This window comes from Nocardioides sp. S5-5, assembly GCF_054954065.1.
The window spans coordinates 3,698,359-3,724,428 of the sequence record NZ_CP199913.1; the positions used below are offsets into that span (position 1 = coordinate 3,698,359).

Genomic DNA, 26,070 nt, shown 5'->3' on the forward strand with positions numbered 1-26,070 from the left:
CGGATCAGCGCGAGAGGATCACCGACGAGCCGTGGCCGAACAGGCCCTGGTTGGCGGTGATGCCGACCCGGGCACCCTCGACCTGTCGGCCCGCGGCGCGGCCCTGGAGCTGCCAGGTGAGCTCGCAGACCTGAGCGATCGCCTGGGCGGGCACGGCCTCGCCGAAGCACGCGAGCCCCCCGGACGGGTTGACCGGGATCCGGCCGCCGAGGGCGGTGTCGCCGGCGCGGAGCAGGGCCTCGGCCTCACCGCGCTGGCACAGCTGCAGGTCCTCGATCCAGTCCAGCTCGAGCGCCGTCGAGAGGTCGTAGACCTCGGCCACGTCGACGTCGGAGGGGTCGATGCCCGCCTCGTCGTACGCCGCCTGGCCGATCGACTCCTTGAACGTCCGCTCGGGCACGCCCGTCACCGACCAGGAGTCGGTGGCGAGCAGCGGCATGTCGATGACCGCGTTCGGGAAGGTCGGGGTGACCGTCGAGACCGCCGCGACCGTGACCGGCGCGGCGATGCCATGCCTCCTGGCGTACTCCGCGCTGACCAGCACCACCGCGGCCGCGCCGTCGGACGTCGCGCAGATGTCGAGCAGGCGCAGCGGGTCGGAGACCATCGGCGAGGCGAGCACCTCCGCGACCGACGACTCCTTGCGGAAGCGCGCGTTGGGGTTGGCCAGGCCGTGCCGGGCGTTCTTGACCTTGACCTGCGCGAAGTCCTCGGCGGTCGCACCGTAGAGGTCCATCCGGCGTCGCGCGTAGAGCGCGAAGTACGCCGGGTTCGTCATGCCGAGCAGCCGGAACCGCAGCCAGTCCGGGTCGTTCCACCGCTCCCCCGCGTTGGGCGCGAGGAAGCCCTTGGGCGTGGTGTCGGCACCCACGACCAGCGCGACCTCGCTCATCCCGGCCAGGATCCGGGCCCGCGCGGTGTCGATGGCCTGGGCGCCGGTCGCGCAGGCGGCGTACGACGTCGCGATCCGCGCGCCGTTCCACCCGAGCGCCTGGGCGAAGGTCGAGCCCGCGACATAGCCGGCGTACCCGTTGCGGACGGTCTCGCCGCCGACGACGAGGTCGACGTCGGCCCAGGCGATGCCGGAGTCGCTCAGCGCCTCACGGGCCGCGTGGACGCCGTACTCCGTGAAGTTGCGGCCCCACTTGCCCCAGGGGTGCATGCCCGCGCCCGCGATCACGACGCTCATGCAGTCACCGGCTTCCAGCGGTAGATGGCGCGCTCCCCGGTCTCGTCGACGTTGAGCGTCTCGACGACCAGCTCGACCTCCGAGCCGACCCTCAGGTCGCCCACCCCGAACCCGTCGGCCACCTGGCCGAGCACCACGATCCCCTCGGGCAGCTCGACCGCGGCCAGCGCGAACGGCTGGAACGGGTCCGAGGTCGGGACATAGGGCGCGGGCGGCTGGTACTGCGCGTCGGTGTAGGACCACACCGTGCCGCGCCGCGAGAGCTCGACGGCGTCGTGCTCGGTGCCGTCGCAGGCGGGGTTGCGGCAGTAGAAGGCGGCGGCACCGGCGTCCGACGACACCGGCGGGAACACCAGGTTGAGGCACGCCGTGCAGCGGGAGGCGAGGAGCCGGGGCTCGTCGCCGACGGTGAACCAGCCCTCGATCACAGGGGTCGGCGACGGACTCGATGCGGTCATGGCGTCAGCGTACCCCAAGCAAGTGCTTGGTCTGTTCGGTCTCGGCTACTCCCCCGGGTCGGGCTTGCCGCCGGTCGGCGGCCCGGGCTTCTCGCACCGCACCGTGTCGGCGGGCGTGTAGACCGTGTGGAACTTCTCGGTGTGGTCGACCGCGCTGTCGCCGTGCTTGTGGAAGATCCGGGTGACGTCGACCTGGAAGCCGGACCAGCCGGTGTTCGGCTCGCAGTCGGGCGTGGTGAGGGTGCGGACCTTGGGCGGGACCTGGGCGTAGCGGCTCGAGGTCGTGGAGTCGATGTCCCACTTCTTGGTGGACCACATCTGGACCGTGACCTTGCCCTGGCGCGACCAGGTGCTGGGGACCACCCAGGCGTGGACGAGGACGCCGTACTCGGTGTCGTTCTGGAAGCGCAGGTCGACGGTCGGCCAGGCGACGGTGGCCTCGCGGCCGACCGGGTAGCGATCGATGTAGAACGAGTGCGGCTTGTGCTGGACGTCCTTGAGGCCGGCGAAGAACATCGCGTTGAAGGTCGTCGTCGCCATCTGCGAGACGCCTCCGCCGAGGTCCTTCTTGAGGATGCCGTTGCTGATGATGTAGCCCTCGGTGAAGCCGTTGGCGGCGGTGCGCTCGCCGACGATGCCGTTGAGCGAGAACTCCTCGCCGGGCTTGAGCAGGGTGCCGTCGATCAGCTCGGCGGCGCGGCCGATGTTGATGTTGCGGTAGTCGGCGTGGGGGTAGTACGTCGAGAACTCCGACACCTTGTCGACGATCTGGAGGTTCTCGGCGTCCTTGGTCGTGAAGGCGGCGTCGGTGACCTGCGCGGTGACCGGGCCGCTGCGGGAGCCCTCGGGCGCGGTGAGCAGGCCGAGGAAGACCTCGGCGGCCTCGCCGGCGTCGAAGGTGACGCCGGGCTTGGCCGGGACGATCTTCGGCTTGCCCTTCTTGTTGATCTTCACGGTGGCGTCGACCGGCGCGCCATTGGTGGTGGCGCCCTTGACCAGCTCGGCCAGGGCGGCGTCATCGACGACCGGGACGAGCTTGCCGTTCTCGGGCCTCATCGACAGCGTGGCAGCGAACTTGGCCGGCGTCAGCTTCACGTCGTTCTCGCCGAACTGGAGCGTGACCGGGTTCGCCATCGCCGGGTTGGCGAAGGAGTCGAGCGCCTCGGCGACGTCGGCGGCGTCGATGTCGGGCTGGGCCGGCGCGACCTCCAGCTCGACGGACTTCTCACCCGCCACGAAGGCGTCGGTGATCGCCGTGCGGGCCTGGTCGCGGTCGACGGCCTGGCCGGCCTGCGGCTGGGTGGTCTGCACGCCCTCGGCCGTGAACGTGACCGTGCCGTCCTGCGGCGGGGTGCCGAGGCCCTCGGAGAGCTCGGCCAGCTTCTCGTCGAGCAGCAACTCGTCGACGTCGACGACGGCGTCGACCTTGCCGCCGCCGGTGAAGTAGTCCCACTGGCGCGCGGGACTCCACGAGTCGCCGGCACCCGCGGCGTCCACGGATGCGGCGTAGTCGACGGCCAGGCCGATGTCGCCCGGCTCGACCTTCGCGTCGTTGACCTTGCCCGTCGCGCCCTGGTGCCCGACGCTGACCGTGATCGGCGCGTCGGCGCGCGGGCCGAAGGTCCTCTCCAGCTTCTCGATCGCGGCCGAGCGGCTCAGCCCGCCGACCGCGACGCCGGAGATGGTGGTACCGGTCGGGACCTTGTCACCCGCGACGGCGTGCGCGGCGGCGTACCCGCCACCGGCGAGCAGGACGAGCAGCACGATGACGACCACGACGATCCTGCCGCCGGGGCGCTCGGCCTTGCCGTCAGTGTCCCCACCCGTGTCAGAGTCCCAGAAGGTCACCGCGACATCCTAAGGAGGCCTTGCTCACCCTTCCGCATTCCCGGGCTGGGTACGGCGCGGCAGCAGTCCCACGAACCCGGAGCCGAGAACCACGGCCCCGGTCGCCAGCAGCAGGTAGCCGGACGCGTCGCCGGCGATCACGTAGTCGCCCTCGGGCCGCTGCACGGTCGCCACGCCGAGCAGCACCGTCCAGCCCAGCGCGAACGGCAGCCGCCGCCACCAGCCGCCGGGCAGCGCCACGAGCGTCGCGACGGTCGCGGCGATGCCGAGCCCGAGGCCCCAGCCGTAGCCGTGCAGCGCGACCGTGGCGAGGCCCACCGCCGTACCGAGGAGCAGACAGCCGAGAGCGACCAGGGCCCTCACTCGCCGGGGATGCCGGCGAACAGGTCGGTCTCCCAGCCGGTCTCGGGGTCGAGCGGCCCGGGCGTGCCCTGCACCAGCCGGTACTGCTCGCGCCCGAACGCCTGCGCACCCACGTTGTTGGACAGCGCGAAGAACGGCCCGTCGGTGGTGATCTGGGTGGCGTGCGCCCGCAGCGCGTCCAGCTTCTGCTCGACGTGTGCGCTCGCGTCGACCTCGCAGGTGATGTCCTCGTCGGGGCGGAACATCGGCGGCAGGTCGCCGTCGGGGTCCATCCCCTCGAAGGTGGTGGTGTCGCCGGCCTGGCGCAGCCGGCGCAGGCCCTCGCGGATCCGGCTCTCCGAGATGGCACCCCAGTAGATCTTGGTGATCGCCCAGGCCTCCCCCAGGTCGCGGCGGTACGACGGCGCCGCGGCCAGCTGGGCGGCGTACATCGCGGCCCGGTGGGCCTGGATGTGGTCGGGGTGGCCGTAGCCGCCGAACTCGTCGTACGCCACCAGCACCTGGGGCCGCACCTCCCGGATGATCGCCACGAGGTGGTTGGCGGCCTCGGTGAGGTCGGCGTACCAGAACGCGTTGGCATGACCCTTCCCGTCTTCTGGCAGGTCGGCGGCGACGGCGTGACCGTCCTCGTGCCACTTCATGCCGGAGTCGCGGTAGGTGCCGAAGCCGCCGAGGAAGCGGTGGTCGGTCACGCCGAGCGCCTTCATCGCCGCCTCCAGCTCGCCGCGGCGGTGCTCGCCGAGCCGGTCCTCCCTGTCGGCGGCCAGGTGCTCGAGCTCGGGCACCAGGATCTCGCCCATCTCGCCCGCGGTGCAGGTCACCAGCGTGACGCCGCGCCCCTCGGCGACGTACTTCGCCATGGTGGCGCCCTGGCCGATCGACTCGTCGTCGGGGTGGGCATGCACGAGGAGCAGTCGGTGGGCGGCAGTTGCGGTCATGAGGACGAGCGTAATGATGGGCCCCATGCGGAACCCCGGGTCCCTCGCTCTGCTCCTCGCGGTCGTCTGCTCGTCGCTCTCCGGCTGCGCGCTGCTCGACGGGAGCTCGCGGCTGGAGGAGGCGCTGGAGTACCTGCCTGCCGACGCCACCACCGTCACCTTCGTGGACCGCGCCGCGCTCGCCGAGCGGGTCGGCGACGGGAACCCGGAGACCGCCTACGGCACCGAGCTGAGCCGCTGGACCGCGGCCATGACGGACGCCGCCTTCGACGACTCCGACGTCGAGTGGGAGGCGGTCGCGACCGGCGACGGGCCGGGCCGGGTGTGGAAGATGTCCGACGACCTCGACTTCGATGCCGTCGCCGCCGACCTCGAGGACGCGGGCTACGAGCGCTCCGGCGCCGCGGAGCGTCCCGTGTTCACCGTCGACCTCGCCGACGCCGACGAGAACGGCCTGGTCGGTGGCCGCTACCCCGCGGTGCTGCTGACCCTGGCGCTGGTGCCCGACGAGGAGGTCATCGTCTCCGGCTCCGACGTCGATGCCCTGCTCGACGCGGTCACCGACCACGCCGACTCGCTGGCCGACTCCGGCACCTTCGGCGACCTGCTCGACCAGGCAGGCGACCAGGACGACCTCGAGTACGCCGCGCTCACGCTCGAGCCCGCCTGCGGCATCTCCGGGCGGGTCAGCCCCGAGCAGGCTGCTCAGCAGTACGACGGCCTGCGCCGTCCCGATGCCGGCAGGGCGCTCTTCGCCACCCCCGACGAGGTGACCGGTGTCCGGCTGTTCGCGGACGAGAAGGACGCCACGGCCGACGCCGAGGGGCTGGCGACCTACCTCGACGAGCGTGCCGACGTCACCGGGTTCGACGCCGACCTCGACGTGGAGGACGACGGGCGGGCCGTGCGTGCCCACGCCGGCCCCGACGACCGGCTCACCATGGTCCAGGCGTGGCTGCGGGTCGACGGCCCGTTCGCCTGCCCGGCCTGACGATCACTCCGGGCGCTTGACCCGCTTCGGCGCATCGGGGAGCGGCAGCGTGAACCCGGCCCTGGTGGGCGCCTCGGTCGGAGCGGCGTCTACGTCGTCCTGATCCAGCCAGCCGTCGTACGTCTCCACGAGCATCTCGAGCTGGATCTCGGGGGCGTCGGTGACCACAGCCCACGGGTGGTCCTCGTCATCGTCCTCGCCGGCGAGCCGCTCGCGGACGACCTCGGCGACGAAGCCGCCGCGCACCAGCACCAACGCGGCCGCCCGCGCGTCGTCCTCGTCGAAGAAGATGCCCCGCATGACGCCCATCCTCCCAGACCCGGACGTGCCGATGTCCCCGCAGACGTCGGGTCCTGCGGGGTGCGGGGCGGGGTGGCTACTCGTCGGGTGGGTGGAGGGGATGGGTGCCGCGGTGGTCGACGCGGAACCGGTACCCGGCCGGGCTGGTCCACACATAGGTCGCCGGAGCCGGCGTCACGTAACGCCAGGCGGAGTGAGTCTTGGCGCGGTGGTGGCGTCGACAGAGCGGGACGAGGTTGCACGGACACGTCTGCCCGCCCTCCCCAAAGGGGGTCGCGTGGTCGAGGTCGCAACGCCGCGCCGGACGGGTGCAGTGCGGGAACCGACACGTGTGATCCCGCAACGCGACGCGGGCGCGGTGCCGGTCGGGGATCTCGTAGGACCCGACAGGGTGATGCTCGGCCAGGTCGATCACCGGGCGCACGATCACCATCGTGTTCTTGGCTCGGAGCCATGCACGGATCTGGGTCGAGGAGATCGGGCAGCGGCCCTCCTCCCAGCGCCCCACCGGATTCACGAACGGGCTGGCGAACGGATTGTCCCCGGTAGCAGTGGTGTCGGTGAGGGTGGTGTCGGTGAGGGTGGTGTCGGTGATGTGGATGTTGAGGATCACCGTGCGGCCGGGCTCTCGTGACGGTCGCTGCACGACCTCCGCGACCTCCGCGACCTCCGCGACCTCCGGGGTGACCGGGTCGGGGATCGACAGGTCCAACGCGAGGTCGGCGCGGGCCAGTTCGGCGGCGGCCTTGGAGCGGCGCACGTCGAGCGTCGAGTCGTCACCGAGCCGGCCCAGTACCTGCGCCCGACGCCCGACCGCGAGGTCCAGGTCGTGTCCGTCGGCGGCGTCCATGACTCCGTCGAGGTGGACCAGACCGTGCTCATCGACCGCACCGATGTCGAAACGCCGCCGGTCGGTAGCACGCCGGCGGTCGGCCTCGGCGTGTTCGGGGTCGAACCGGAGCACCGCCTCGGTCACGAGTCGCTCGAGCTGGGCCCAGCCGACACCGGAGGCGTTCCAGAGCTGCCGGTCCACGAACCCCGCAGCATCCGCGCACAGGGGGCGGGTGAGGTCGGCGATCCGTTCGGCCCGCCACGGCGCCAACCGTCCCGCCACCACGGCGGCGTACACGTTCGGCAGGCGCCAGGCACACTCCAGGATCCGTCCGACATAGGCTTTGCCGCCATCGGGAGACCTGCCGAGCACCGCGACGAGCTCCATGACCGCGAACTCACTGACCAGCGGGGTGCCGTCCCCGGCGATCGGGACCCCCGTGTCGAGGTAGCCCGCGGTGATCGTCGCGGCCCCTTCAGCGCCGGTGACGACGTGGTCGACGGCCCATTCCACGATCGTGGTCCATTCCTCGACCAGGGACTCCTCGCGAGCCCGGACCCCAGCGCTCAGCCGCGACAGCGGCGGGGCTGTCGAGCGAGGCGCGGTGGCGAGATCCATGACCGGATCCTCCCACCACGTTCCGACACAACCCAACGTCGCAAACCTGCCTGTGGACAGGGGAAACCCGATCAGTGGGGCGTGGAGGCAACGGAACGCAACCGGCTACGCGACCGAAGCCCGAACAGAGTCCCGGCAGCACGGCCAGAGGTCTCGAGACGGTCGCTGTGCGACCTCCTCGACCTCCGGGCGCTGCACGCCCTCCCACCTCAACCACCGACGACACTCGACCGCTCGGCTACCGTGTCCGCCGTGTCCGGACTGCACCTCACCCGCACCACGGAGAACAGCGACGAGATCGAGGCGCTGGTCGCGGCGTTGAGTGCCGACGGCGGCGGCCGGGTCGGGATGGCGGCGATGGCGCCGGACCTGCCGCTGCGGCTACGACGGACGCGTACGCCGCTCTCCCGACTGCTCGGGCTGAAGGTCAGCAGGGCCTGGACCTGGGAGGCCGCCGACCGGCGGGACCCGAACTGGTACCCGCAGGGCATCACCACCTCGGCACGCACCGGGTTCCGCGAGCAGCACGGGCACGACGTGCTGGTGACGTCGTGGTACGCCCGGACGACGGGCGGCTCGCGGATCAGCGTGGTCGACCTGGAGCGGCGCCGGTACGGTCACGTGCTGCTGGTCGTGCCGACCCTGGTCGACGGCAGAGCGGGCCTGCGACCGTTGCAGGTGCATGCGGGCGGCATCGTGTGGCACGGCGACCTCCTCCACGTCGCGGCGACGGGAGCGGGGATCCACAGCGCGCGCGTGGCCGACGTGCTGCGGGTGCCGGCGGGGTCGTCGTACCAGACCTATGGGCACCGCTACGTGCTGCCCGTCCGGTTCACCCAGCGCAGCGAGCACGACGAGGACGTGGAGCGACTGCGCTACTCGTTCCTCACCCTCGACCGCAGCGACGACAGCCCGGCCCTCGTCGTCGGCGAGTACGGCTCGCCCGCCCAGACCCGCCGCGTCGCCCGGTTCGCGATCGACCCCGACAGCGGCCTGCCCCGCCACGAGGTCGACGGGCGCGCCGTACCCGAGGTCGACGACCGCGGGCTTCCGCGGATGCAGGGGGTCGCCGCGATCGACGGCACCTACTACGTCACCCGCTCGCGCGGTCCGCGCACCCCCGGCTCCGTGTACGTCGGCCGGCCGGGTGCGTTCCGCGAGCACCGGTGGGCGACGCCGCCGGGCCCCGAGGACCTGGTCTGGTGGCCGGAGACCGGATGCCTGTGGTCGGTCAGCGAGCACCCACGCAAGCGGTGGGTCTTCGGGATGAAGCGGACCGACCTGCCGGGCTAGGCACCAGGGGCGCGGCCGAGCAGCCGCTCCAGCATCGTGGCCATCTCGACGGCCGCCGCGTCGTCGGCCTTCACAGCGGAACGGCCTCGCGGCGGATCACATGGTCGTCGCCCAATCCGCCGTCGTAACGAGACCCTTGCCTGCCGGACGGACCGTTCAGCCCCGACCCAGCTCCTCACGCAACGCCACGAGGAAGGCGTCGACATCGTCCTCGGTGGTGTCGAACGAGCACATCCAGCGCACATCCCCGGCGGCCTCGTCCCAGAAGTAGAACCGGTGCCGGGCCATCAGCCGGCGGCTGACCTCATGGGGCAGCCGGGCGAAGACGCCGTTGGCCTGCACCGGGTACAGGATCTCGACCCCGTCCATCTCGCGCACGCCGGCGGCGAGCCGCTGCGCCATCGCGTTGGCGTGGCCGGCGAGGCGCAGCCACAGGCCGTCGGCGAGCAGCGCCTCGAACTGCACCGAGACGAAGCGCATCTTGCTGGCCAGCTGCATCGACAGCTTGCGCAGGTGCTTGAGGTGGCTGACGCCGTCGGGATTCAGGATCACGACGGCCTCGCCGGCGAGGGCGCCGTTCTTGGTGGCGCCGAAGGAGAGCACGTCGACGCCGGCGTCGGAGGTGAACTCCCGCAACGGTACGGCGAGCGCGGCCGCCGCGTTCGCGAGCCGGGCGCCGTCCAGGTGCAGCCGCATCCCGAGCCCGTGGGCATGCTCGGCGAGCACGCGGATCTCGTCGGGCGTATAGAGCGTGCCGAGCTCGGTGGACTGGGTGATGGAGACGACCTGCGGCATGGCGCGGTGCTCGTCCTCGAAGCCCCAGGCGTGCTTGTCGACCAGCTCGGGGGTGAGCTTGCCGTCGGGCGTGGCCACGGGGTGCAGCTTGAGCCCGCCCACCCGCTCGGGAGCGCCGCCCTCGTCGACGTTGATGTGGGCGGTCTCGGCGCAGATCACCGCGCCCCAGCGGTCGGTGAGCGCCTGCAGGCCGACGACATTGGCGCCGGTGCCGTTGAAGACCGGGTAGGCCTCGACGCCGTCGCCGAACAGGCCGGCCATGATCGCCTGGAGGTGCTCGGTGTAGGCGTCCTCGCCGTAGGAGACCTGGTGCCCGCCGTTGGCGAGCGCGATCGCGGCGAGCACCTCGGGGTGGATGCCGGCGTAGTTGTCGCTGGCGAACTGGCGGGCCTCGGGGTCGTGTCGGCGCCGGGCCGCGGTGGCCGGTGTCTGGTGGCTCTGATTCACAGGTCGATCATGCAGCAGCGGCGGTGATGCCGCGGGTCTGCGCGATGACGTTCTTGAGCTTCTTGGCCAGCGCCTCGAAGAACATGCTCAACGGGAACTCGTCGGGCAGCACGTCGTCGACCAGCTGGCGCGGCTGCTTGGTGAAGTCGAGCGCCTCGGCGCCGCGGGCCCACGTCGAGGCGGGATGGGGAGCCAGGTAGCGGCTGACCAGGGCGTAGGCGGCCTGCCAGTGGACGATCTTGGGGCGGTCGATGCCGTCGCGGTAGAGCTGCTCGATCTCGATGCACAGCGCGGTGGTCACCTCCCGCGCCCGGGCCCAGTCGATGCGGAGCTGGTTGTCGGTCCAGCGGATCGCGTCGTGCTGGTGCAGGTAGGCGAACAGCAGCTGGCCGCCGAGGCCGTCGTAGTTGCGGGTCCGCTCACCGGTGACCGGGAAGCGGAACATCCGGTCGAGCAGGATCGCGTGCTGCGCGTCCTTCGCCACCGCGTTGCCCTCGGCCTCGAGCTCGACGGCCGCCCGGAACGCGGTCAGGTCGCAGCGCAGCTCCTCCAGTCCGTACATCCAGAACGGCTGGCGCTGCTTGATCATGAACGGGTCGAACGGCAGGTCGCCGTGACTGTGGGCCCGGTCGTGGATCATGTCCCAGAGCACGAAGGCGTCCTGGCTGCGCTGCTGGTCCTCGAGCAGCCCGCGCACCTCGTCGGGCAGCTCGACGCCGAGCAGGTCGACGGCGGCGGTGCCGACGCGGCGGAATCGGGCGGCCTCGCGGTCGCAGAAGATGCCGCCCCAGCTGAACCGCTCGGGCACCTCGCGGACCGCGACGGTCTCGGGGAAGAGCACCGCCGAGTTGGTGTCGTAGCCGCTGGTGAAGTCCTCGAAGGCGATGCCGCAGAACAGCGGGTTGTCGTAGCGCGTGGCCTCGAGGGCGGCCAGCCACTCCGGCCAGACGATCCGGAAGACGACGGCCTCGAGGTTGCGGTCCGGGTTGCCGTTCTGCGTGTACATCGGGAACAGCACCAGGTGCTGGCGGCCGTCGACCCGCTCGGCGGCGGGCTGGAAGGCGAGCAGCGAGTCCAGGAAGTCCGGGACGCCGAAGCCGGCGTCGGCCCAGCGGCCCAGGTCGGCGACCAGCGCGCGGTGGTATGCCGCATCGTGCGGCAGCAGCGGGGAGAGCGCCTCCACGGCCTCGACGACCTGCCCGACCGCGGCGGTGACCGCCTCGCGGGCCGGCGCACCCTCGGCGGCGAGGTCGACCGAGCCGTCGGCGAGCTGCCAGGCCCGGATCCGCTCGACGACATCCTTCAGCGTGCGCCAGGCTGGATCCGCGACGACGGCGCCACCACTGCTGTCGATCCGATCAACCAGAGAAAGAACATCCGTCATAAGGCTATTCAACAGGATATCTTCCTGTTCAATCAAGCCTGCGCCGCCTCTCGTCCCGCGATGAAGGCCTCGACGCAGCGGCGGACCTGGTCCTCGGTGTGCGCGGCCGAGAGCTGGACCCGGATCCGGGCCTCGCCCCGCGGCACCACCGGGAAGCTGAACGCGGTGACGTAGACGCCGTGCCTCTGCATCTCGTCGGCCACCCGGGCGGTCAGCGCGGCGTCGCCGAACATCACCGGCACGATCGGGTGCTCGCCGGGCAACAGGTCGAAGCCGGCCTCCCCCATCAGCGTGCGGAACAGCGCCGCGTTGGCCCGCAGCCGCTCGCGCAGCTCGCCGGAGCCCTCGACCAGGTCGAGCGCACGCAGGGTGCCGGCCACGATCGACGGGGCGAGGGTGTTGGAGAACAGGTAGGGGCGCGAGCGCTGGCGCAGCAGCGCGACGATCTCGCGGTGCGAGGAGACATAGCCGCCCGACGCGCCGCCGAGGGCCTTGCCGAAGGTGCCGGTGTAGATGTCGACCCGGTCCGCGACGCCGCACAGCTCGGGCGTCCCGCGGCCACCGGCCCCGATGAACCCGACGGCGTGCGAGTCGTCGACGAGCACGAGGGCGTCGTACCTCTCGGCGAGGTCGCAGATCTCGCGCAGCGGCGCGAGGTAGCCGTCCATCGAGAAGACACCGTCGGTGACGATCACCCGGAAGCGCGCGTCGGCGGCCGACTGCAGCTGGGCCTCGAGGTCGGCCAGGTCGCGGTTCGCGTAGCGCAGCCGGCGGGCCTTGGAGAGCCGGATGCCGTCGATGATCGAGGCGTGGTTGAGGGCGTCGGAGATGATCGCGTCCTCCGCCCCGAAGAGGGTCTCGAAGACGCCGCCGTTGGCGTCGAAGCACGACGAGTAGAGGATCGTGTCCTCGGTGCCGAGGAACTCCGCGAGCCGGCGCTCCAACTCGAGGTGCTGCTCCTGGGTGCCGCAGATGAAGCGGACGCTGGCCAGTCCGTAGCCCCACTCGTCGAGCGCGCCGCGCGCGGCCTCGAGCAGCCGCGGGTCGTCGGCCAGGCCCAGGTAGTTGTTGGCGCAGAAGTTGAGCACCTCGGCACCGTCGGCCACGATCTCGGCCCGCTGCGGGCCGCGGATCCCGCGCTCGCGCTTGGTCAGCCCGGCCTGCTCGATCCCGTCGAGCTCGGCGGTGAGGTGGTTCTCGAAGTTCCCGTACATCACAGCTCCGTCCAGTCCAGCACGACCTTGCCGACCCCGGCGGACGCCGCGATCTCGAATCCCCGCTCCCACGCAGCGGCGGGCAGCCGGTCGGAGATGACCGACCCGATCGCCGTACGCAGGGTGCTGCTCGACTGCAGCATCGCCCCCATGGCGTTCCACGTCTCGAACATCTCGCGACCGTAGATCCCCTTGAGGGTCAGCATGTGCGTGACGACCTTGCCCCAGTCGATCGCGAACGGCGCGCTCGGCAGGCCGAGCATCGCGATCCGACCGCCGTGGTTCATGTTGTCGATCATCTGCGGCAGCGCCGACGGGGCACCACTCATCTCGAAGCCGACGTCGAAGCCCTCGCGCATGTGCAGCGTGCGCTGGACATCGGCGACCGAGCCGGTCGACACGTCGACCACCGCGTCCGCGCCCATCCCCGTGGCCAGCTCGAGCCGGGCGGGGCTGACGTCGGTGCCGACGACGTACCGCGCGCCGACGTGGCGGGCGATCGCGATCGCCATCAGCCCGATCGGTCCGCAGCCGGTGACCAGCACGTCCTCACCGACGAGCGGGAACGCGAGCGCGGTGTGGACCGCGTTGCCGAGCGGGTCGAAGATCGCGCCGAGGTCGGGGTCGACGTCGGGGTGATGCACCCAGACGTTGCTGGCGGGGAGACTGAGGTACTCCGCGAACGCGCCGTCGCGCTGCACGCCGAGGCCGATCGTGCGGATGCACATCTGACGGCGCCCGGCGCGGCAGTTGCGGCAGGTGCCGCACACGATGTGGCCCTCGCCGGAGACCCGGTCGCCGACGCCGACGTCGGTGACGAGCGGGCCGACCTCGACGACCTCGCCGTAGAACTCGTGGCCCGGCGTCAGCGGCGCCGTGACCGCGCCGGCGGCCCAGTCGTCCCAGCGCAGGATGTGGAGGTCGGTGCCGCAGATGCCGGTGCGCAGCACCCGGATCACCACCTCGGCCGGTCCGCAGGTCGGGTCCGGGCGGTCGACGAGCGCGAGCCCCGGGCCCGCCTCGGCCTTGTAGAGCGCCTTCATGGCTCCATTGCAGCGCTCGTCGACCGTGCAGAGCAACGGGCAGCTCCTGCATTGTCCTTTAAGCAAACGCTTCACGGTAGGTTGACCGGCGTGGAGGTCCACCAGCTCACCGTCCTGCGCGAGCTCGGCGCACTCGGCAGTGTCACCGCCGTGGCCGAGGCGCTCCACGTCTCGCCGTCGGCGGTGTCCCAGCACCTGGCGGCGTTGCAGCGTCAGTTCGCGACACCGCTGACCCGACGCGACGGACGGGTGCTCATCCTCACCGACGCCGGCCGGGTCCTCGCCCGGGCCGGCGCCGGCGTCATCGACGCGATGGCGGCCGCCCGCGGCGCGGTCGAGGAGTTCGAGGGCACGCCCGGCGGGACGGTCACGCTGAGCAGCTTCCACAGCGCCGGGCAGGCGGTGTTCGGGCCGCTGCTGCGCGAGCTCGGCGCCCATCTCGACGTACCCGACCTGCGGCTGACCGACGAGGACGTCGCCCAGCGCGACTTCCCCGCGCTCACCGCGCAGTACGACCTCGTCCTGGCCCACCGGATGGAGCACAGCCCACCCTGGCCCACCACCGACCTGCACGTCGTCACCCTCGCCCGCGAGCCCCTCGACGTCGCGCTACCCGCCGAGCACCCACTCGCCTCCCGCGAGCGGCTGCGCCCGCGCGACGTCGTCGGCGAGCGCTGGGTCACCAGCAGGGTCGGCTACTCCCCCGACGACGTCCTCATCGCCGTCTCCGCCCTGACCCGCCGCCACGCCGAGGTCGTCCACCGGGTCAACGACTACGGCGCCGTCGCCGCCCTCGTCGCCGCCGGCTCCGGGATCGGCCTGCTGCCGCGCTACACCTCCGCCCACCCGTACGACGACGTCGTGCTCCGCCCCCTCTACGGACTGGGCACCAGCCGCACCATCGACGTCCTCGCCCGGCCCGAGACCCTGCGCCGACGCTCGGCCCAGCGCGTGGTCCAGGCGCTTCGTCGCGTCATGGAGCGGCTGGTCGCCTCACAGGGTTGAATGGACGTCATGAGCGAGGAGACCTGGCTGGCGCGGGCGGTCGAGCTGGCCACCGCCAATGTCGCCGACGGCGGCGGTCCGTTCGGTGCGGTGATCGTCCGCGACGGCGCGATCGTGGCCGAGGGCCGGAACCGGGTCACCCGCGACCTCGACCCCACCGCCCACGCCGAGGTGACGGCGATCCGCGCCGCGTGCGCCTCGCTCGCCACCTTCGAGCTGACCGGCTGCACGCTCTACACCTCGTGCGAGCCGTGCCCGCTGTGCCTGTCGGCCTCGCTGTGGGCCCGCCTCGACCGGGTGGTGTACGCCGCCGACCGCGACGACGCCGCCCGCGGCGGGTTCGACGACCGCGAGTTCTACGAGCTCTTCGACCGGCCCCGCGCCGAGTGGTCGATGGCGGTCGCCAGCGTGCGGCTGGCCGACGCCGCCGCGCCGTTCGACGCATGGCTGGCGCACGAGGGACGCACCGCCTACTGACCCGTCGACTCGCCCCGAACTCCCGTTGAGTTCTCCCAGACCCCCGTCGAGTTGCGCCCCACCTCCAACCGGCTGGTCACCGGGTGGCGTAGCGGCTGAGGTAGGCGTCAGACATCCAGTCGTCGCGCTCGGTGCGCAGGGCGCTGCCGGTGAAATCGGTGTCCCGGATCATCAGGTACCGATCGCCCGAGGAGGCACTCCACGGCCCGCCCGGGTCGTCCCAGGTCACGTCGACCGCACGCCAGCCGGCGCCGACCTGCACCTTGTTCCATGCGTGACCGCCACCGTCGGCGAGGTCCCCCGTGACGACGACCGACTCCACGCCCGCCTCCTTCGCGAGAGCATGGAAGGCATACGCGTAGCTCATGCACACGCCGCTGTGGTCGACCAGGATGCCGTGCGTCTCCCACGCGTAGCGGAACTGCGCGGGGATGTCGGAGCGGTACTTGCCGGGCGACGAGGCGAGCGCGACATGGTCGTAGTCGGCCCGGTCCACCAGGTAGCGATTGAGGGCGCTCACCTTCTCCGACACGCTCATCCCGTCCTCGATCACCTCCTTCACGACCGCCTCGGCCGCGTCCGCGATGTCCTTCTGGTGCGCCTGCCTCTCGGCCGGCGAGAAGGCGGAATCGACGTGGACGAGACTGCCGTCGAAGGAGAACGTGTCGAAGTACGCCAGGGCGTACGGGTTCTGGTAGACCGCCTCGTTCAACGCGTCGTGGACCTCGGGCAGACCCGGCTGGTCGGCGAACTCCGAGACGTCGATCGCCGTGGAGCCCGCGATCAGCTGTTCGGCAATGAACTTCGTGAGCTCGTTGCTGGCGAAGACCGGGTAGTCCGGCGGCGGCAGCTCGGCGCTGGGCGTCCGCGGTACGTCGGTGCGCACCACGATGCTGGTCTGGCTCAGCCCGGCCGGAGGGTAGTCGCCCTGCGCCCGCTCGTTGAACGCCGCGACCGCCGCGTCGATATCGTCGACCGCCGCGACCGGGATCCGGACCGGGTCGACCAGCCGGGTCCCCTGGCCGCGCAGCGGAATCTCCCAGTCAGTGCCCGTGCGGCGCACCTCGGCGCGGTCGATGTAGGCACCGGTCGCTCGGGTCGAGCCCTCGATCGAGACGTAGAGGAACCGGCTCGGCAGCGCCGCCAGCCCGCGGTTCGCCAGGTCGGCGCCCTGGTCCCACTTGCGGTCGGAGCGGACCGGCAGCGCGTCCAGGCCGGTGAAGTCGGTCGCGGTCATCACCGACGGCTTCCGGTCCACGACCGCGATGACGCCGAGCCGGGCGTCGACCTTCTCGGCGACCAGCTGGGGCGAGGTGAGCATGGTCGAGGCGTCGACGGTGGTCAGCTTCAGGATGTCGTTCTGCGTGCACGAGCTGGAGCACTTCTTGGTCGAGGCCGAGGACCAGTTCGTGTCGGTGGTCCGCCCGACGACCTGTACCGAGTCGTTCAGGCTGCTGTCCTTGCGCTGCTGCAGTACGACGACGTACTCCGTAGCGTCGGGGACCCGCGACCACTCCAGGAAGGCGTCGCCCTGCGGGGTCACCGACGAGGTGATCTGCGCCGGCGCCGGCGTCTCGGTGGTGAAGTCGACCTGGGTCACCAGCGGCCGGGTCCGCTTGCTGCCGTCCGGCTCGAGGTACTGCACGACGTAGACGTGCGGGCTGAGGTTCCAGTAGCTGCCGAGGTCGGCCAGCGTGCCCTTCACGTCACCGTCGCGCCGGGTGATGTGCGTCCGCTTGACCTCCAGCGGCTTGATGGCGAGATGCGGGTCGTCGTCCGCCGTCGTCAGGTCCGGCAGGATCAGGATCGGCACCGGTCGAGTCAGCGCCTGGTCGGCGTACACCTCGATCTTGCCGGGATCGCCCCGCCACGGCTCGGTGGCGGGAACGTCCGCGTCGTAGCTGGCCGCAAGGATCAGGTCGGCGTCGGTGCCGACCCCGGTGACCGGCTCGGTGTAGTCGTAGCCCGGGACCGCCTCCTTCACCTCCGCTGTCGTCGGCAGCTCGGCGAGCTCACCCTCCACGAGCCGATCGCGCAGCGCCTCCGATCGGCTCGGGCGGTCGTCGTCCGACGCGTCGTCCTTGCCGAGCACCAGTACGACGGTGACACCGACGACGAGCACCAGCGCCAGACCGACGGAGCCGAGGACCGCCAGCCAGGGGAACCGGCGCCCGGTCACTCGTCGTCCATCCAGCTCGGACGCTCCAGCGTCGGGGCCGTGATCTTGGGGAGGGGCTTGTCGTTCGCCGGCAGCACATCGCTGCAGGCCTCGATCACTGCGCCCTGAGCCTCGGGGAGCTCGGTCTGCTGAGAGGTGATCTCGGCGGGGATCGTGGTGGACTCGGGGTACTCGCCCTTGGCCAGTGCGTCGTCGATCGACTGCTTCCACTCCTGCAGTGCCCGGTAGTAGGACACGGTGACGCTGGCCTCGTGCTCCACCAGCCCGGCGACCTCGTCGTCGGTGATGTCGGCGAGCGCCGCGTCGTACACCTCCTGCAGCTTGTCGGGGTCCGCCTCGGCCGCCGAGCGGACCTCGACGTTCCAGACCGTGTCCACGTAGGCCTCGCACGACTCCTTGCGCGCGTCGCCGCCGGCCGAACCGTCGGCGCCGTCGGAGTCGTCCCCGCGGACCACGAGCGCGACGACGCCGATCACGACCAGGACCAGCACCAGGCCGGCGCCGAGCAGCGCCAGGGTGAGCCCGGTCCGGGGCCGCCTCGGCGGCGGACCGGCCGGGGCCGTCCAGGTCTGGCCGTACGGCGGCGGGGGCGGCGGAGGAGGGAAGGGCTGGTTCACGGACCGGGTCCTAACGCGACGGGGCGGCCCGCGTTTTCGGCAAGCCATCTCAACGGCGTTGACCCTAACCGGCCGTTCAGGCGTTCAAACGCGTCCCCGCGGTGAGCAACTCCACAGCGACGGCGAGCGCGATCCGGGCCGGCTCCTTGCCGACGACCGCCGGGTCCCCGATCGGCGTGTGGACGCGGCCGATCGCGGCGTCGTCGTGTCCGAGCTCCGCGAGCCGGGCCCGGAACCGCGTCCACTTCGCACTCGACCCGATCAGCCCGATCGAGCGCGGTACGTCCGAGCGCAGGAGTGCGTCGAGCAGGGCCAGGTCCTCGGCATGGTCGTGGGTGAGCACCAGGACGTCGGTGCCGGCGGGCAGATCGGCGACGACCAGCTCGGGCAGGACCGGCACCCGATGCACCCGTACGTCGGCCGGCCCGCCCGCCAGCACCGCCAGGCGCTGGTCGTCGAGCTGGTCGGCGCGGGAGTCGACGAGGTGCAGCTCGAGGTCGTGGCGGCTGAGCAGCAGGGCCAGCTCGAGGCCGACGTGCCCCATGCCGAAGACCGCGATCGAGCGACGGACCGGCAGCGGCTCGTAGAGCACGGTCACCTGACCGCCGCAGCACTGCACGCCGTGCTCGCCCGGCGCCCGGTCGGAGAGGTCGTGCGTCTCGGTCAGCAGCGAGGGATCCGGGTCGCGGAGCAGGGCCCGCGCGCGCCGTACCGCGCTCTCCTCGAGGTTCCCGCCGCCGATCGACCCCCACGCCTCGTCCGCCGACACGACCAGCTTGGCGCCGGCCGCGCGCGGGGCATGGCCGCGGACCTCGGTGAGCGTGACGAGTACGCCGGCGACCCGGGCGGCACGGAGGTGCTGGAGCGCGCGCAGCCAGTCCATCACGCACGCACCCGCTCGATGGCCCACCAGACCGCCTCGGGAGTCGCCGGCGAGGCGAGCTCGACGGTGGTGCCCGGCGGGCCGAACGCGGCGACGGCGTCGCGCAGCGCCTCGCGCACCGAGAACGCCAGCATCAGCGGCGGCTCGCCGACCGCCTTGGAGCCGTAGACCACGCCGTCCTCGGTGGCCCGCTCCAGCAGCGCGACGCGCAGGTCGGCGGGGAGCTCGGACAGGCTCGGCAGCTTGTACGTCGACGCCGACTGCGTCGTGAGCCGGCCCCGCGAGGCACCGTCCGTGGCGTCCCAGCGCAGGTCCTCGAGGGTCAGCCAGCCCACGCCCTGCAGGAATCCGCCCTCGACCTGGCCGAGGTCGACCAGCGGGGAGAGGCTGTCGCCGACGTCGTGGACGATGTCGACCCGGCGGACGTCGTACGCGCCGGTGAAGCCGTCGACCTCGACCTCGGCCGCGGCGACGCCGTACGCGAAGTACTTGAACGGGTGGCCGGTCATCGTCGTCGCGTCCCAGGACAGGCCCTCGGTGCGGTAGAAGCCCGCGGCCCACAGCTGGATCCGGTCGAAGTACGCCGTGCGCACGATCTCGTCCCAGTCGGCGTCGACGCCCAGGCGCGCCCGCACCGGAACCAGCCGCGCGAGGATCTGCTCGCACGCGTCCTTGACCGCGGCGCCGTTGAGGTCGGCGCCGGAGCTGGCCGCGGTGGCGGAGGTGTTGGGCACCTTGTCGGTGCGGGTCGGGGCGAGCCGGACCCGCTCGATCGGCAGGCCGAGCGCGGTGGCCGCGACCTGCAGCATCTTGGTGTGCAGGCCCTGTCCCATCTCGGTGCCGCCGTGGTTGATCAGCACCGAGCCGTCCTTGTAGACGTGGACCAGAGCGCCCGCCTGGTTGAACGAGGTGAAGTTGAACGAGATCCCGAACTTCACCGGCGTGATCGCCAGACCCCGTTTGGCATGCGGGTTTCCGGCGTTGTGGCGCTCGATCTCCTTGCGACGCACGGCGAGCTCGCCGGTGTCGAGGACCTGCTGCCAGGCACGGTCGAGGCGCTCGGCGTGCCGCACCGGCTGGCCGTACGGCGTCGCCTGACCCTCGAGGTAGAAGTTGCGCCGGCGCAGCTCCTCGGGCGCCAGTCCGAGCGCGGGGGCGCAGCGGCCGAGCACGTCCTCGATGACGAGCATGCCCTGCGGGCCGCCGAAGCCGCGGAAGGCGGTCTGCGAGGTGGTGTGGGTGCGTGCGATCCGGCCGGCGACTCGGACGTGTGGGATCCAGTAGGCGTTGTCGACGTGGCACAGCGCCCGCGAGAGCACCGGCTCGGACAGGTCGAGGCTCCAACCGCCGTCGGAGGTGAGCGTCGCGTCCAGCGCCTGCAGTCGGCCGTCGTCGTCGAAGCCGACCCGCCAGGTGGCGTGGAAGCCGTGCCGCTTGCCGCTCATCGTCATGTCCTGCTGCCGCGTCAGCCGCACCCGCACGGGACGGCCGGTCAGCGTGGCGCCGAGGGCCGCGACCGCGGCGTACCCGTGGGGCTGCATCTCCTTGCCGCCGAACCCGCCGCCCATCCGCACGCACTGCACCGTCACCTGGTGGCTGGCCAGGCCGAGCACGTGGGCGACGATCTCCTGAGTCTCGGTGGGGTGCTGGGTGCTGGACTGGACTTGTACCTGACCGTCGTCGTCGACCTGCGCGAAGGACGCATGGGTCTCGAGGTAGAAGTGCTCCTGTCCGGCGAGCTCGGTCACGCCCTCGAACACCCGCGTGCTGGCGGCGAGTCCGACCTCGACGTCGCCGCGGACCATGGTCGGGCGGGCGCCCTGGAAGGAGTCGGCGGCGATCGCATCGGCGATGGTGACCAGCGACGGCCGCGGCTCGTAGTCGATCTCGACGGCTGCGGCGCCGAGCCGTGCGGCCTCCAGCGTCTCGCCCAGCACCCAGGCCACCGCCTGGCCGTGGAACATCACCTCGTCGGGGAACAGCGGCTCGTCGTGCTTCGTGCCCGAGTCGTTGGCGCCGGGGACGTCGGCGGCGGTCAGGACCCGCACCACGCCGGCGATCTCGTACGCCGGCCGCGGGTCGAGGCGCGTGATCCGGGCGTGCGCGTGGGCCGCGGGCACGGGGTGGGCGTGCAGCAGGCCGGGCACGAGCAGCGCGAGGTCGTCGGTGTATCGCGCGCGGCCGGTGACATGGAGGGCCGCGGACTCGTGGGGACGGGCCTCGCCGACGCTCATCTGCCGGCCTCCCCGGATGTCTCGGCAAGCAGCCGCGGCAGCGCCTGGCCCAGCATCGCCGTGCGGTAGGCGGCGCTCGCGCGGTGGTCGTCGAGCGGCGTGCCGGCCGCGGCGAGGGCGGCCACTGCCGGTGCGATGCCCTCGGCCGTCCAGGGGGCGCCGATCAGGGCCTGCTCGGCGGCGGTCGCGCGGATCGGCGTGGCCGCGACGCCGCCGAGCCCGATCGCGGCGCGGCGCACCGTGCGGTCGGTCGGGTCGAGGTCGATCGCGAACGCCACCGCGACCGAGGAGATGTCGTCGAACCGGCGCTTGGCGATCTTGTGGAAGGCGGTGGTCATGGCGAGCGGCAGCGGCACCCGGATCCGGGCGATCAGCTCGCCGGGCTGCCGCACCGACTGGCGGTAGCCGGTGAAGAACGAGGTGAGCGGGACCGTCCGCTCCCCGGCCGGGCCGACCAGCACCAGGTCGGCGTCCAGCGCGAGCAGCGCGGGCGGCAGGTCCCCGATGGGCGATCCGGTGCCGAGGTTGCCGCCGAAGGTCGCGCCGTTGCGGATCAGCCGGGAGGCGAACTGCGCGAACACCGCGTCCAGCAAGGGGATCCGTCCCTCCAACCGGCGCTCGACCTCGCTGAGCGACAGCGCCGCACCGATCTCGACCACGTCGTCGGCGACGCGCAGCCCACCCAGCTCCTCGAGCCGGTCGACGGCGACCAGCAGCGCGGGACGGGAGCCACGCAGGTTGGCCTCGACGCCGAGGTCGGTCGAGCCCGCCACGGCGACCGCGCCCGGCCCGGCGAGGAGTGCGAGCGCCTCGCCGAGGCTCGCGGGTCGGACCCAGCCGGGGACCTGGTGCGGCAGGACCGCGGGCGGGGCGGCCGTCGTACGGGCGGCGAGGGGGTCGTCGGCCCGCGGCGGGCCGAGCGCCTCGGCGGCCTCGACGATCGGGCGGTAGCCGGTGCAGCGGCACAGGTTGCCGGACAGGGCGTGGTGGTCGAAGAGGGCGCGGCCGGGGCGGTAGTACTCGGCGGCCAGGGCGCACACGAAGCCGGGCGTGCAGTAGCCGCACTGGGAGCCGCCGCGCACCGCGAGCTCGTGCTGCACCGGATGCAGCGCGTCCGGAGTGCCGAGGCCCTCGGCGGTGACCACCTCCTGCCCGGCGAGCGCGGCGGCCGGGAGCAGGCAGGCGTTGATCGCCGTCCACTCGGTCGGCGCGTCGACACCGGGTCGCGCGAGCAGGACGGCGCAGGCACCGCACTCCCCCTCGGCGCAGCCCTCCTTGGCTCCGGTGAGCCCCAGGCCACGCAGCCAGTCGAGCGCGGTGAGCGGCGGCCGGGCGTCGACCAGCACCCGGGCGGCTCCGTTGACCATGGCGGCGGCGCCCGGCCCGACGGCCGGATCGGTGCTCATCACTCCCAGGTTAGAGGTTCCGCGGACTCGGGCCGTCTCAGTGACTCTCCGCGGTGGCGAGGGTGATCCCGAGACCGACCATCATCACGCCGCCGGCGGCGCCGAGGGAGTCGAGCCGCTTCGGCTTGCGGGCGAACCAGTCCCGGGCGTGGGCGGCCACCAGCGCCCAGCAGCCGTCGGAGCACACCGCCATCGCGCCGAACAGCACGCCGAGCAGCACCAGCTGCGGCGCGGCCGCCGCCCCGCCGTCGATGAACTGCGGCAGGAAGGCCACGAAGAACACGATCGTCTTGGGGTTGGTCGCGCCGACCACGAAGCCGGTGCGCACCGAGACGAGACCGCTCGTGGGCGGGAGCGTCGTACCGACGCCGACCGCCTCCAGCGCGGCGCGGGCGTCGGCGCGGTGGAGGATCGCGCGCACGCCGAGATAGACGACGTACGCCGCTCCGGCCAGCTTGAGCAGCGTGAACGCCGTCGCCGACGCCGCCACGACCGCGCCGAGGCCGGCTGCGACGAACACGACCTGCGCGACCACGCCGAGCGCGTTGCCGACGACCGAGAGGAGCGCGTCGCGGCGCCCGACGGTGAGCGCCCGGCCGATGGTGAACAGCAGGCTCGGGCCCGGTACCTGGATGAACAGGAACGAGGCGATCGTGAACGCGGCGAGCTGACTGGTGGACGGCATGACGGCAGTATCCGCCCGGTGCGAGGTGCGCGCGAGCCGATTCCGCGGTTCAGGTGGGCGGCAGGACCGCGAGCGCCAGCCGCCGCGCGGTCTCCAGCGCGGCGTCGTCGCCGAACAGCTGGCGCCGGGTGTCGGCGGCGACCAGGTAGGCGTCGATCCGGAACGCCCCCTCGCCCGGATCCGCCATCCCCGCGGTCGCCAGCTCGCGCTCGAGCAGGTCGAGCCACTCGCGCTTGAGCGCGCGCACGGCGTCGGCGACGGCGCCTGCGCGGTGCCCGTACTCGGCCGAGGCCGCCGCCACGAAGCACCCGCCGGGGAACACCGCGGCCCGCTGGTAGGCGACCCATGCGTCCAGCAGGGCCGCCAGCCGGTCCCTCCCGGGTACGGCTCCCCAGACCGGGGCGATCACCGTGTCGACGTACACCCGGCGGGCCTCGGCGACCGCCGCGACCTGGATCGCCTCGCGGGTTCCGAACACGGTGAGGATGCCGCTCTTGCTCAGCCCGGTCGCCGTGGCCAGTCCTCCGACCGAGATCGAGTCGAGGCCGTGCGTGGTCGCGATGTCCGCGGCGCACCGCGCCGCTCGCCGCCGGGTCGTGTCGCCCCGCGCCCGCCGCCCGTCCGCGCTGCCTCTGTCGTCCGCCACGCGGCGAACTATACGACCGACTGGACGTAAACCTCGATCGCGACTACCGTCCGACCACATGGAGCAGCTCGAGGACTCGATCGGGATCGACGCCCCGCCCGCCACGGTGTGGGCGCTGGTCAGTGACGTACGCCGGATGGCCGAGTGGAGCCCGCAGGTCACCTCCACCCGGACCAAGGACGGCGCCGAGCCGGGCGAGGGCGTCGCCTTCACCAACCGCAACCAGCACGGCGAGCTGGAGTGGACCACCCACGCCCGGATCCTCCGCTTCGAGCCGGAGCAGGAGATCGCCTTCCGCGTCGAGGAGAACTGGGCGGTGTGGTCCTTCCACCTCGCGCCCCGCCCTGACGGGACCGGCACCGTGCTCACCCAGCGCCGCGCCACCCCCGACGGCATCGCCGATCTCTCCCGCGACTACACCGAGACCTACCTCGGCGGCATGGAGTCCTTCACCGGATCGCTGCGCGACGGGATGCGGCAGACCCTGACCGGCATCAAGGCGACCGCGGAGGCCTGAGCGCCGCCCGCGCCACCGCCGACAGAACCCGCGCGGCCCGTCGTACGTCGTCGGTGAGCGCAGCCAGCGCCGAGCTGTCGAGACGCCACCGCTGCCAATACAGCGGTACGACGACCGGCCGCACCCCCGGCAGCCGCACCACCTCCTCCGCGGCCAGGCTGGCGTCGAGTTGTGGGTCGAGCAGCATCCCCCAGCCGAGCCCGACGCGGATCGCCTCGTGGAAGTCGGCGGTGCTGGGGACCCGGTGGACGACCGGCGGGCGGCCCGCGCGGTGCGCGGCGAGCAGGTCGTCTTGCAGGTGGTCCTTCTCGTTGTAGACGACCAGCGGCATGGCACCCCAGTCGACGCCCCGGCCGCGGCGGTGCCGCTCGACCAGCCACGGCGCGGCGGCGGGCGTGTACCTGATCGCACCCAGCCGCTCGACCACACAGCCCTGCACCGGGTGCGGCTCGTCGGTCACCGCGGCCAGCACCTCGCCGCGACGCAGCAGCTCGTCGGAGTAGGCCTGGTCCTCCACGTGCAGCCGCAGCGCGGTCCCGGGCCGTCGCGCGACCGCCGCGAGGACCGGCCGGAACCAGGTCGCCAGCGAGTCGGCGTTGACCGCGACCGCGAGGTCGACGACGTCGTCTCCTCCGAGGCCGATCACGGCCTCGGTGCCGAGGAGCCGGAGCTGGCGGCCGAGCCGCACGAGCGGCTCCCCCGCCGGCGTCACGGTGGCGGGGGTCGTACGGCGGACGAGGACCTGGCCGGTGGCCCGCTCCAGCGCCCGCACCCGCTGGCTCACGGCGCTGGCCGTGACGTGGAGACGCCGAGCGGCCGCCTCGAAGGTGCCCTCCTCGGTGATGGCGAGAAGGGTCTCCAGCTGAGTGGGGTCGAAGCGCATCCGTCATGGTAAGTGGCGCTTAGGTTCCTGAAAGAACATTTGCTGTCCTTAAGAGATGGCGGCACCTAGGTTCGACGACGTGCTCGCCCCTGCCCTCGCCGGTCTCCTCACCACGGCGTCGCTCATCGTCGCGATCGGCGCCCAGAACGCGTATGTCCTGCGGCAGGGCCTGATCCGCTCCTACGTCGGCGTCGTCGTGCTCATCTGCGCGGCCTCCGACGCGATCCTGATCGCCGCGGGCATCGCCGGCGTCGGCGCGCTCGTCGACCGGACCGGCTGGGCGCTGGTCGTGGTGCGCTGGCTGGGCGTCGTCTTCCTGCTCGGCTACGCCGGCGGCTCGCTGCGCCGCGCTACCCGGCCCGAGTCGCTGGCCGCCGCCGACGGCGCCGCGGGCGCCGCGACCGAGACCCGGCGCGGCGTGGTCACCCGGACCGTGCTGCTGACCTGGCTCAACCCGCACGTCTACCTCGACACGCTGCTCCTCATCGGGTCGGTCGCGTCCACCCACGACGGCGGCGAGCCGGCGGGCCGCTGGTTGTTCGGCGCGGGCGCGGCGCTGGCGAGCCTGGTGTGGTTCTGCGGGCTCGGCTTCGGGGCGCGGCTGCTCGCCCCGCTGCTCGCCCGCCCGCGGTCCTGGCAGGTGCTCGAACTGTGCATCGCGGCGACCATGGTGCTGGTCGCGGTGAAGCTCGCGCTGGGGTGACCCACCGGCGCACCAACGCGGACCCAGCTGAGCGTGGCCACCGTCGACAGATGCTCTCGGACGGCGTGCCGGGGTGCGGGACACCCGAAGAACCTCCGGAGATGACCAGTAGGTTGGGGGAC

25 protein-coding genes are annotated in these 26,070 nt (G+C 72.4%); 6 read left to right on the forward strand and 19 right to left on the reverse strand.

Annotated features, from left to right (window positions below; translation table 11 throughout):
- Positions 1-4: 4 nt before the first annotated feature.
- Genes ACUP6Y_RS17750 through mshB form a run of 5 tightly spaced genes read right to left on the reverse strand, consistent with a single transcriptional unit; the run spans position 5 to position 4,796 of the window.
- Positions 5-1,189 (reverse strand): lipid-transfer protein, encoded by a 1,185-nt coding sequence (locus tag ACUP6Y_RS17750; RefSeq protein ID WP_462552162.1) that lies wholly within the window; start codon positions 1,187-1,189, stop codon positions 5-7.
- A complete protein-coding gene (locus ACUP6Y_RS17755) occupies positions 1,186-1,647 on the reverse strand; it encodes a Zn-ribbon domain-containing OB-fold protein (protein WP_462552163.1) in 462 nt (153 codons plus the stop codon). The genes ACUP6Y_RS17750 and ACUP6Y_RS17755 overlap by 4 nt, the downstream gene beginning before the upstream one ends.
- 45 nt (positions 1,648-1,692) lie before the next feature.
- Positions 1,693-3,495 (reverse strand): VanW family protein, encoded by a 1,803-nt coding sequence (locus ACUP6Y_RS17760; RefSeq protein ID WP_462552165.1) that lies wholly within the window; start codon positions 3,493-3,495, stop codon positions 1,693-1,695.
- A 24-nt stretch (positions 3,496-3,519) separates the two neighbouring features.
- Positions 3,520-3,858 carry a hypothetical protein gene (locus ACUP6Y_RS17765; RefSeq protein ID WP_462552166.1) on the reverse strand — a complete coding sequence of 113 codons (339 nt, stop codon included), beginning with the start codon at positions 3,856-3,858 and terminating at the stop codon, positions 3,520-3,522.
- Complete coding sequence (gene mshB / locus ACUP6Y_RS17770; protein WP_462552167.1) at positions 3,855-4,796, reverse strand: N-acetyl-1-D-myo-inositol-2-amino-2-deoxy-alpha-D-glucopyranoside deacetylase; 942 nt, start codon at positions 4,794-4,796, stop codon at positions 3,855-3,857. Before mshB ends, ACUP6Y_RS17765 begins: the two co-directional genes overlap by 4 nt.
- 25 nt (positions 4,797-4,821) lie before the next feature.
- On the opposite strand from mshB, the gene ACUP6Y_RS17775 reads away from it, so the two are divergent.
- Positions 4,822-5,787 (forward strand): hypothetical protein, encoded by a 966-nt coding sequence (locus ACUP6Y_RS17775; protein WP_462552168.1) that lies wholly within the window; start codon positions 4,822-4,824, stop codon positions 5,785-5,787.
- A 3-nt stretch (positions 5,788-5,790) separates the two neighbouring features.
- Here ACUP6Y_RS17775 and ACUP6Y_RS17780 read toward each other — a convergent pair whose 3' ends face one another.
- A complete protein-coding gene (locus tag ACUP6Y_RS17780; protein WP_462552169.1) occupies positions 5,791-6,087 on the reverse strand; it encodes a hypothetical protein in 297 nt (98 codons plus the stop codon).
- A 76-nt stretch (positions 6,088-6,163) separates the two neighbouring features.
- Positions 6,164-7,537, reverse strand: coding sequence for an HNH endonuclease signature motif containing protein (locus ACUP6Y_RS17785; protein WP_462552170.1), 1,374 nt, complete (start codon positions 7,535-7,537; stop codon positions 6,164-6,166).
- A gap of 252 nt (positions 7,538-7,789) precedes the next feature.
- Here ACUP6Y_RS17785 and ACUP6Y_RS17790 point away from each other — a divergent pair, with 252 nt between their 5' ends.
- Complete coding sequence (locus ACUP6Y_RS17790) at positions 7,790-8,830, forward strand: hypothetical protein (protein ID WP_462552171.1); 1,041 nt, start codon at positions 7,790-7,792, stop codon at positions 8,828-8,830.
- A gap of 156 nt (positions 8,831-8,986) precedes the next feature.
- Here ACUP6Y_RS17790 and ACUP6Y_RS17795 read toward each other — a convergent pair whose 3' ends face one another.
- Genes ACUP6Y_RS17795 through tdh form a run of 4 tightly spaced genes read right to left on the reverse strand, consistent with a single transcriptional unit; the run spans position 8,987 to position 13,713 of the window.
- Positions 8,987-10,072 (reverse strand): threonine aldolase family protein, encoded by a 1,086-nt coding sequence (locus ACUP6Y_RS17795; protein WP_462552172.1) that lies wholly within the window; start codon positions 10,070-10,072, stop codon positions 8,987-8,989.
- Positions 10,073-10,079: 7 nt separating this feature from the next.
- The gene (locus tag ACUP6Y_RS17800; protein ID WP_462552173.1) at positions 10,080-11,456 is read right to left on the reverse strand and encodes a DUF6421 family protein; all 1,377 of its coding nucleotides are present in this window, start codon (positions 11,454-11,456) and stop codon (positions 10,080-10,082) included.
- A gap of 32 nt (positions 11,457-11,488) precedes the next feature.
- On the reverse strand, positions 11,489-12,670 hold the full coding sequence (locus ACUP6Y_RS17805) for a glycine C-acetyltransferase (RefSeq protein ID WP_462552174.1): 1,182 nt from the start codon (positions 12,668-12,670) through the stop codon (positions 11,489-11,491).
- Positions 12,670-13,713: an L-threonine 3-dehydrogenase gene (gene tdh / locus ACUP6Y_RS17810; RefSeq protein WP_462556759.1), complete on the reverse strand. Its 1,044-nt coding sequence runs from the start codon at positions 13,711-13,713 to the stop codon at positions 12,670-12,672. The genes ACUP6Y_RS17805 and tdh overlap by 1 nt, the downstream gene beginning before the upstream one ends.
- 90 nt (positions 13,714-13,803) lie before the next feature.
- Between tdh and ACUP6Y_RS17815 the strand changes: the two genes are divergently transcribed.
- Together ACUP6Y_RS17815 and ACUP6Y_RS17820 are read left to right on the forward strand one after the other, a co-directional pair.
- Positions 13,804-14,718, forward strand: a complete 915-nt coding sequence (locus ACUP6Y_RS17815; RefSeq protein WP_462552175.1) for a LysR family transcriptional regulator — start codon at positions 13,804-13,806, stop codon at positions 14,716-14,718.
- A 9-nt stretch (positions 14,719-14,727) separates the two neighbouring features.
- Entirely contained in the window at positions 14,728-15,195 is a 468-nt protein-coding gene (locus tag ACUP6Y_RS17820; protein WP_462552176.1) for a nucleoside deaminase, read from the forward strand.
- Positions 15,196-15,271: 76 nt separating this feature from the next.
- On the opposite strand, the gene ACUP6Y_RS17825 is transcribed toward ACUP6Y_RS17820, so the two are convergent.
- The 7 genes from ACUP6Y_RS17825 to ACUP6Y_RS17855 form a co-directional block, all read right to left on the reverse strand.
- A complete protein-coding gene (locus ACUP6Y_RS17825; RefSeq protein WP_462552177.1) occupies positions 15,272-17,374 on the reverse strand; it encodes a transglutaminase domain-containing protein in 2,103 nt (700 codons plus the stop codon).
- On the reverse strand, positions 17,371-17,991 hold the full coding sequence (locus tag ACUP6Y_RS17830; RefSeq protein WP_462552178.1) for a hypothetical protein: 621 nt from the start codon (positions 17,989-17,991) through the stop codon (positions 17,371-17,373). Before ACUP6Y_RS17830 ends, ACUP6Y_RS17825 begins: the two co-directional genes overlap by 4 nt.
- 76 nt (positions 17,992-18,067) lie before the next feature.
- Entirely contained in the window at positions 18,068-18,901 is an 834-nt protein-coding gene (xdhC, locus tag ACUP6Y_RS17835) for a xanthine dehydrogenase accessory protein XdhC (protein ID WP_462552179.1), read from the reverse strand.
- Positions 18,874-21,108 (reverse strand): xanthine dehydrogenase molybdopterin binding subunit, encoded by a 2,235-nt coding sequence (gene xdhB / locus ACUP6Y_RS17840; protein WP_462552180.1) that lies wholly within the window; start codon positions 21,106-21,108, stop codon positions 18,874-18,876. Before xdhB ends, xdhC begins: the two co-directional genes overlap by 28 nt.
- On the reverse strand, positions 21,105-22,514 hold the full coding sequence (locus tag ACUP6Y_RS17845; protein WP_462552181.1) for a xanthine dehydrogenase small subunit: 1,410 nt from the start codon (positions 22,512-22,514) through the stop codon (positions 21,105-21,107). Before ACUP6Y_RS17845 ends, xdhB begins: the two co-directional genes overlap by 4 nt.
- 37 nt (positions 22,515-22,551) lie before the next feature.
- Positions 22,552-23,199 (reverse strand): LysE family translocator, encoded by a 648-nt coding sequence (locus ACUP6Y_RS17850; protein ID WP_462552182.1) that lies wholly within the window; start codon positions 23,197-23,199, stop codon positions 22,552-22,554.
- Positions 23,200-23,248: 49 nt separating this feature from the next.
- On the reverse strand, positions 23,249-23,845 hold the full coding sequence (locus ACUP6Y_RS17855) for a TetR/AcrR family transcriptional regulator (RefSeq protein ID WP_462552183.1): 597 nt from the start codon (positions 23,843-23,845) through the stop codon (positions 23,249-23,251).
- A 58-nt stretch (positions 23,846-23,903) separates the two neighbouring features.
- On the opposite strand from ACUP6Y_RS17855, the gene ACUP6Y_RS17860 reads away from it, so the two are divergent.
- Positions 23,904-24,362, forward strand: a complete 459-nt coding sequence (locus ACUP6Y_RS17860; protein ID WP_462552184.1) for an SRPBCC family protein — start codon at positions 23,904-23,906, stop codon at positions 24,360-24,362.
- On the opposite strand, the gene ACUP6Y_RS17865 is transcribed toward ACUP6Y_RS17860, so the two are convergent.
- Complete coding sequence (locus ACUP6Y_RS17865) at positions 24,340-25,245, reverse strand: ArgP/LysG family DNA-binding transcriptional regulator (protein WP_462552185.1); 906 nt, start codon at positions 25,243-25,245, stop codon at positions 24,340-24,342. The two genes, ACUP6Y_RS17860 and ACUP6Y_RS17865, sit on opposite strands and share 23 nt — an antisense overlap.
- A 79-nt stretch (positions 25,246-25,324) precedes the next feature.
- On the opposite strand from ACUP6Y_RS17865, the gene ACUP6Y_RS17870 reads away from it, so the two are divergent.
- Entirely contained in the window at positions 25,325-25,948 is a 624-nt protein-coding gene (locus tag ACUP6Y_RS17870) for a LysE/ArgO family amino acid transporter (protein WP_462552186.1), read from the forward strand.
- Positions 25,949-26,070 lie beyond the last annotated feature (122 nt).

What these genes read in the sequence shown, in the direction of transcription:
- ACUP6Y_RS17750 (WP_462552162.1), bottom strand. Translation starts at nt 1,189, where the DNA reads ATGAGCGTCGTGATCGCGGGCGCGGGCATGCACCCCTGGGGCAAGTGG.
- ACUP6Y_RS17755 (WP_462552163.1), bottom strand. Translation starts at nt 1,647, where the DNA reads ATGACCGCATCGAGTCCGTCGCCGACCCCTGTGATCGAGGGCTGGTTC.
- mshB (WP_462552167.1), bottom strand. Translation starts at nt 4,796, where the DNA reads ATGACCGCAACTGCCGCCCACCGACTGCTCCTCGTGCATGCCCACCCC.
- ACUP6Y_RS17775 (WP_462552168.1), top strand. Translation starts at nt 4,822, where the DNA reads ATGCGGAACCCCGGGTCCCTCGCTCTGCTCCTCGCGGTCGTCTGCTCG.
- ACUP6Y_RS17780 (WP_462552169.1), bottom strand. Translation starts at nt 6,087, where the DNA reads ATGCGGGGCATCTTCTTCGACGAGGACGACGCGCGGGCGGCCGCGTTG.
- ACUP6Y_RS17785 (WP_462552170.1), bottom strand. Translation starts at nt 7,537, where the DNA reads ATGGATCTCGCCACCGCGCCTCGCTCGACAGCCCCGCCGCTGTCGCGG.
- ACUP6Y_RS17800 (WP_462552173.1), bottom strand. Translation starts at nt 11,456, where the DNA reads ATGACGGATGTTCTTTCTCTGGTTGATCGGATCGACAGCAGTGGTGGC.
- ACUP6Y_RS17805 (WP_462552174.1), bottom strand. Translation starts at nt 12,670, where the DNA reads ATGTACGGGAACTTCGAGAACCACCTCACCGCCGAGCTCGACGGGATC.
- tdh (WP_462556759.1), bottom strand. Translation starts at nt 13,713, where the DNA reads ATGAAGGCGCTCTACAAGGCCGAGGCGGGCCCGGGGCTCGCGCTCGTC.
- ACUP6Y_RS17820 (WP_462552176.1), top strand. Translation starts at nt 14,728, where the DNA reads ATGAGCGAGGAGACCTGGCTGGCGCGGGCGGTCGAGCTGGCCACCGCC.
- xdhB (WP_462552180.1), bottom strand. Translation starts at nt 21,108, where the DNA reads ATGAGCGTCGGCGAGGCCCGTCCCCACGAGTCCGCGGCCCTCCATGTC.
- ACUP6Y_RS17845 (WP_462552181.1), bottom strand. Translation starts at nt 22,514, where the DNA reads ATGAGCACCGATCCGGCCGTCGGGCCGGGCGCCGCCGCCATGGTCAAC.
- ACUP6Y_RS17850 (WP_462552182.1), bottom strand. Translation starts at nt 23,199, where the DNA reads ATGCCGTCCACCAGTCAGCTCGCCGCGTTCACGATCGCCTCGTTCCTG.
- ACUP6Y_RS17860 (WP_462552184.1), top strand. Translation starts at nt 23,904, where the DNA reads ATGGAGCAGCTCGAGGACTCGATCGGGATCGACGCCCCGCCCGCCACG.
- ACUP6Y_RS17865 (WP_462552185.1), bottom strand. Translation starts at nt 25,245, where the DNA reads ATGCGCTTCGACCCCACTCAGCTGGAGACCCTTCTCGCCATCACCGAG.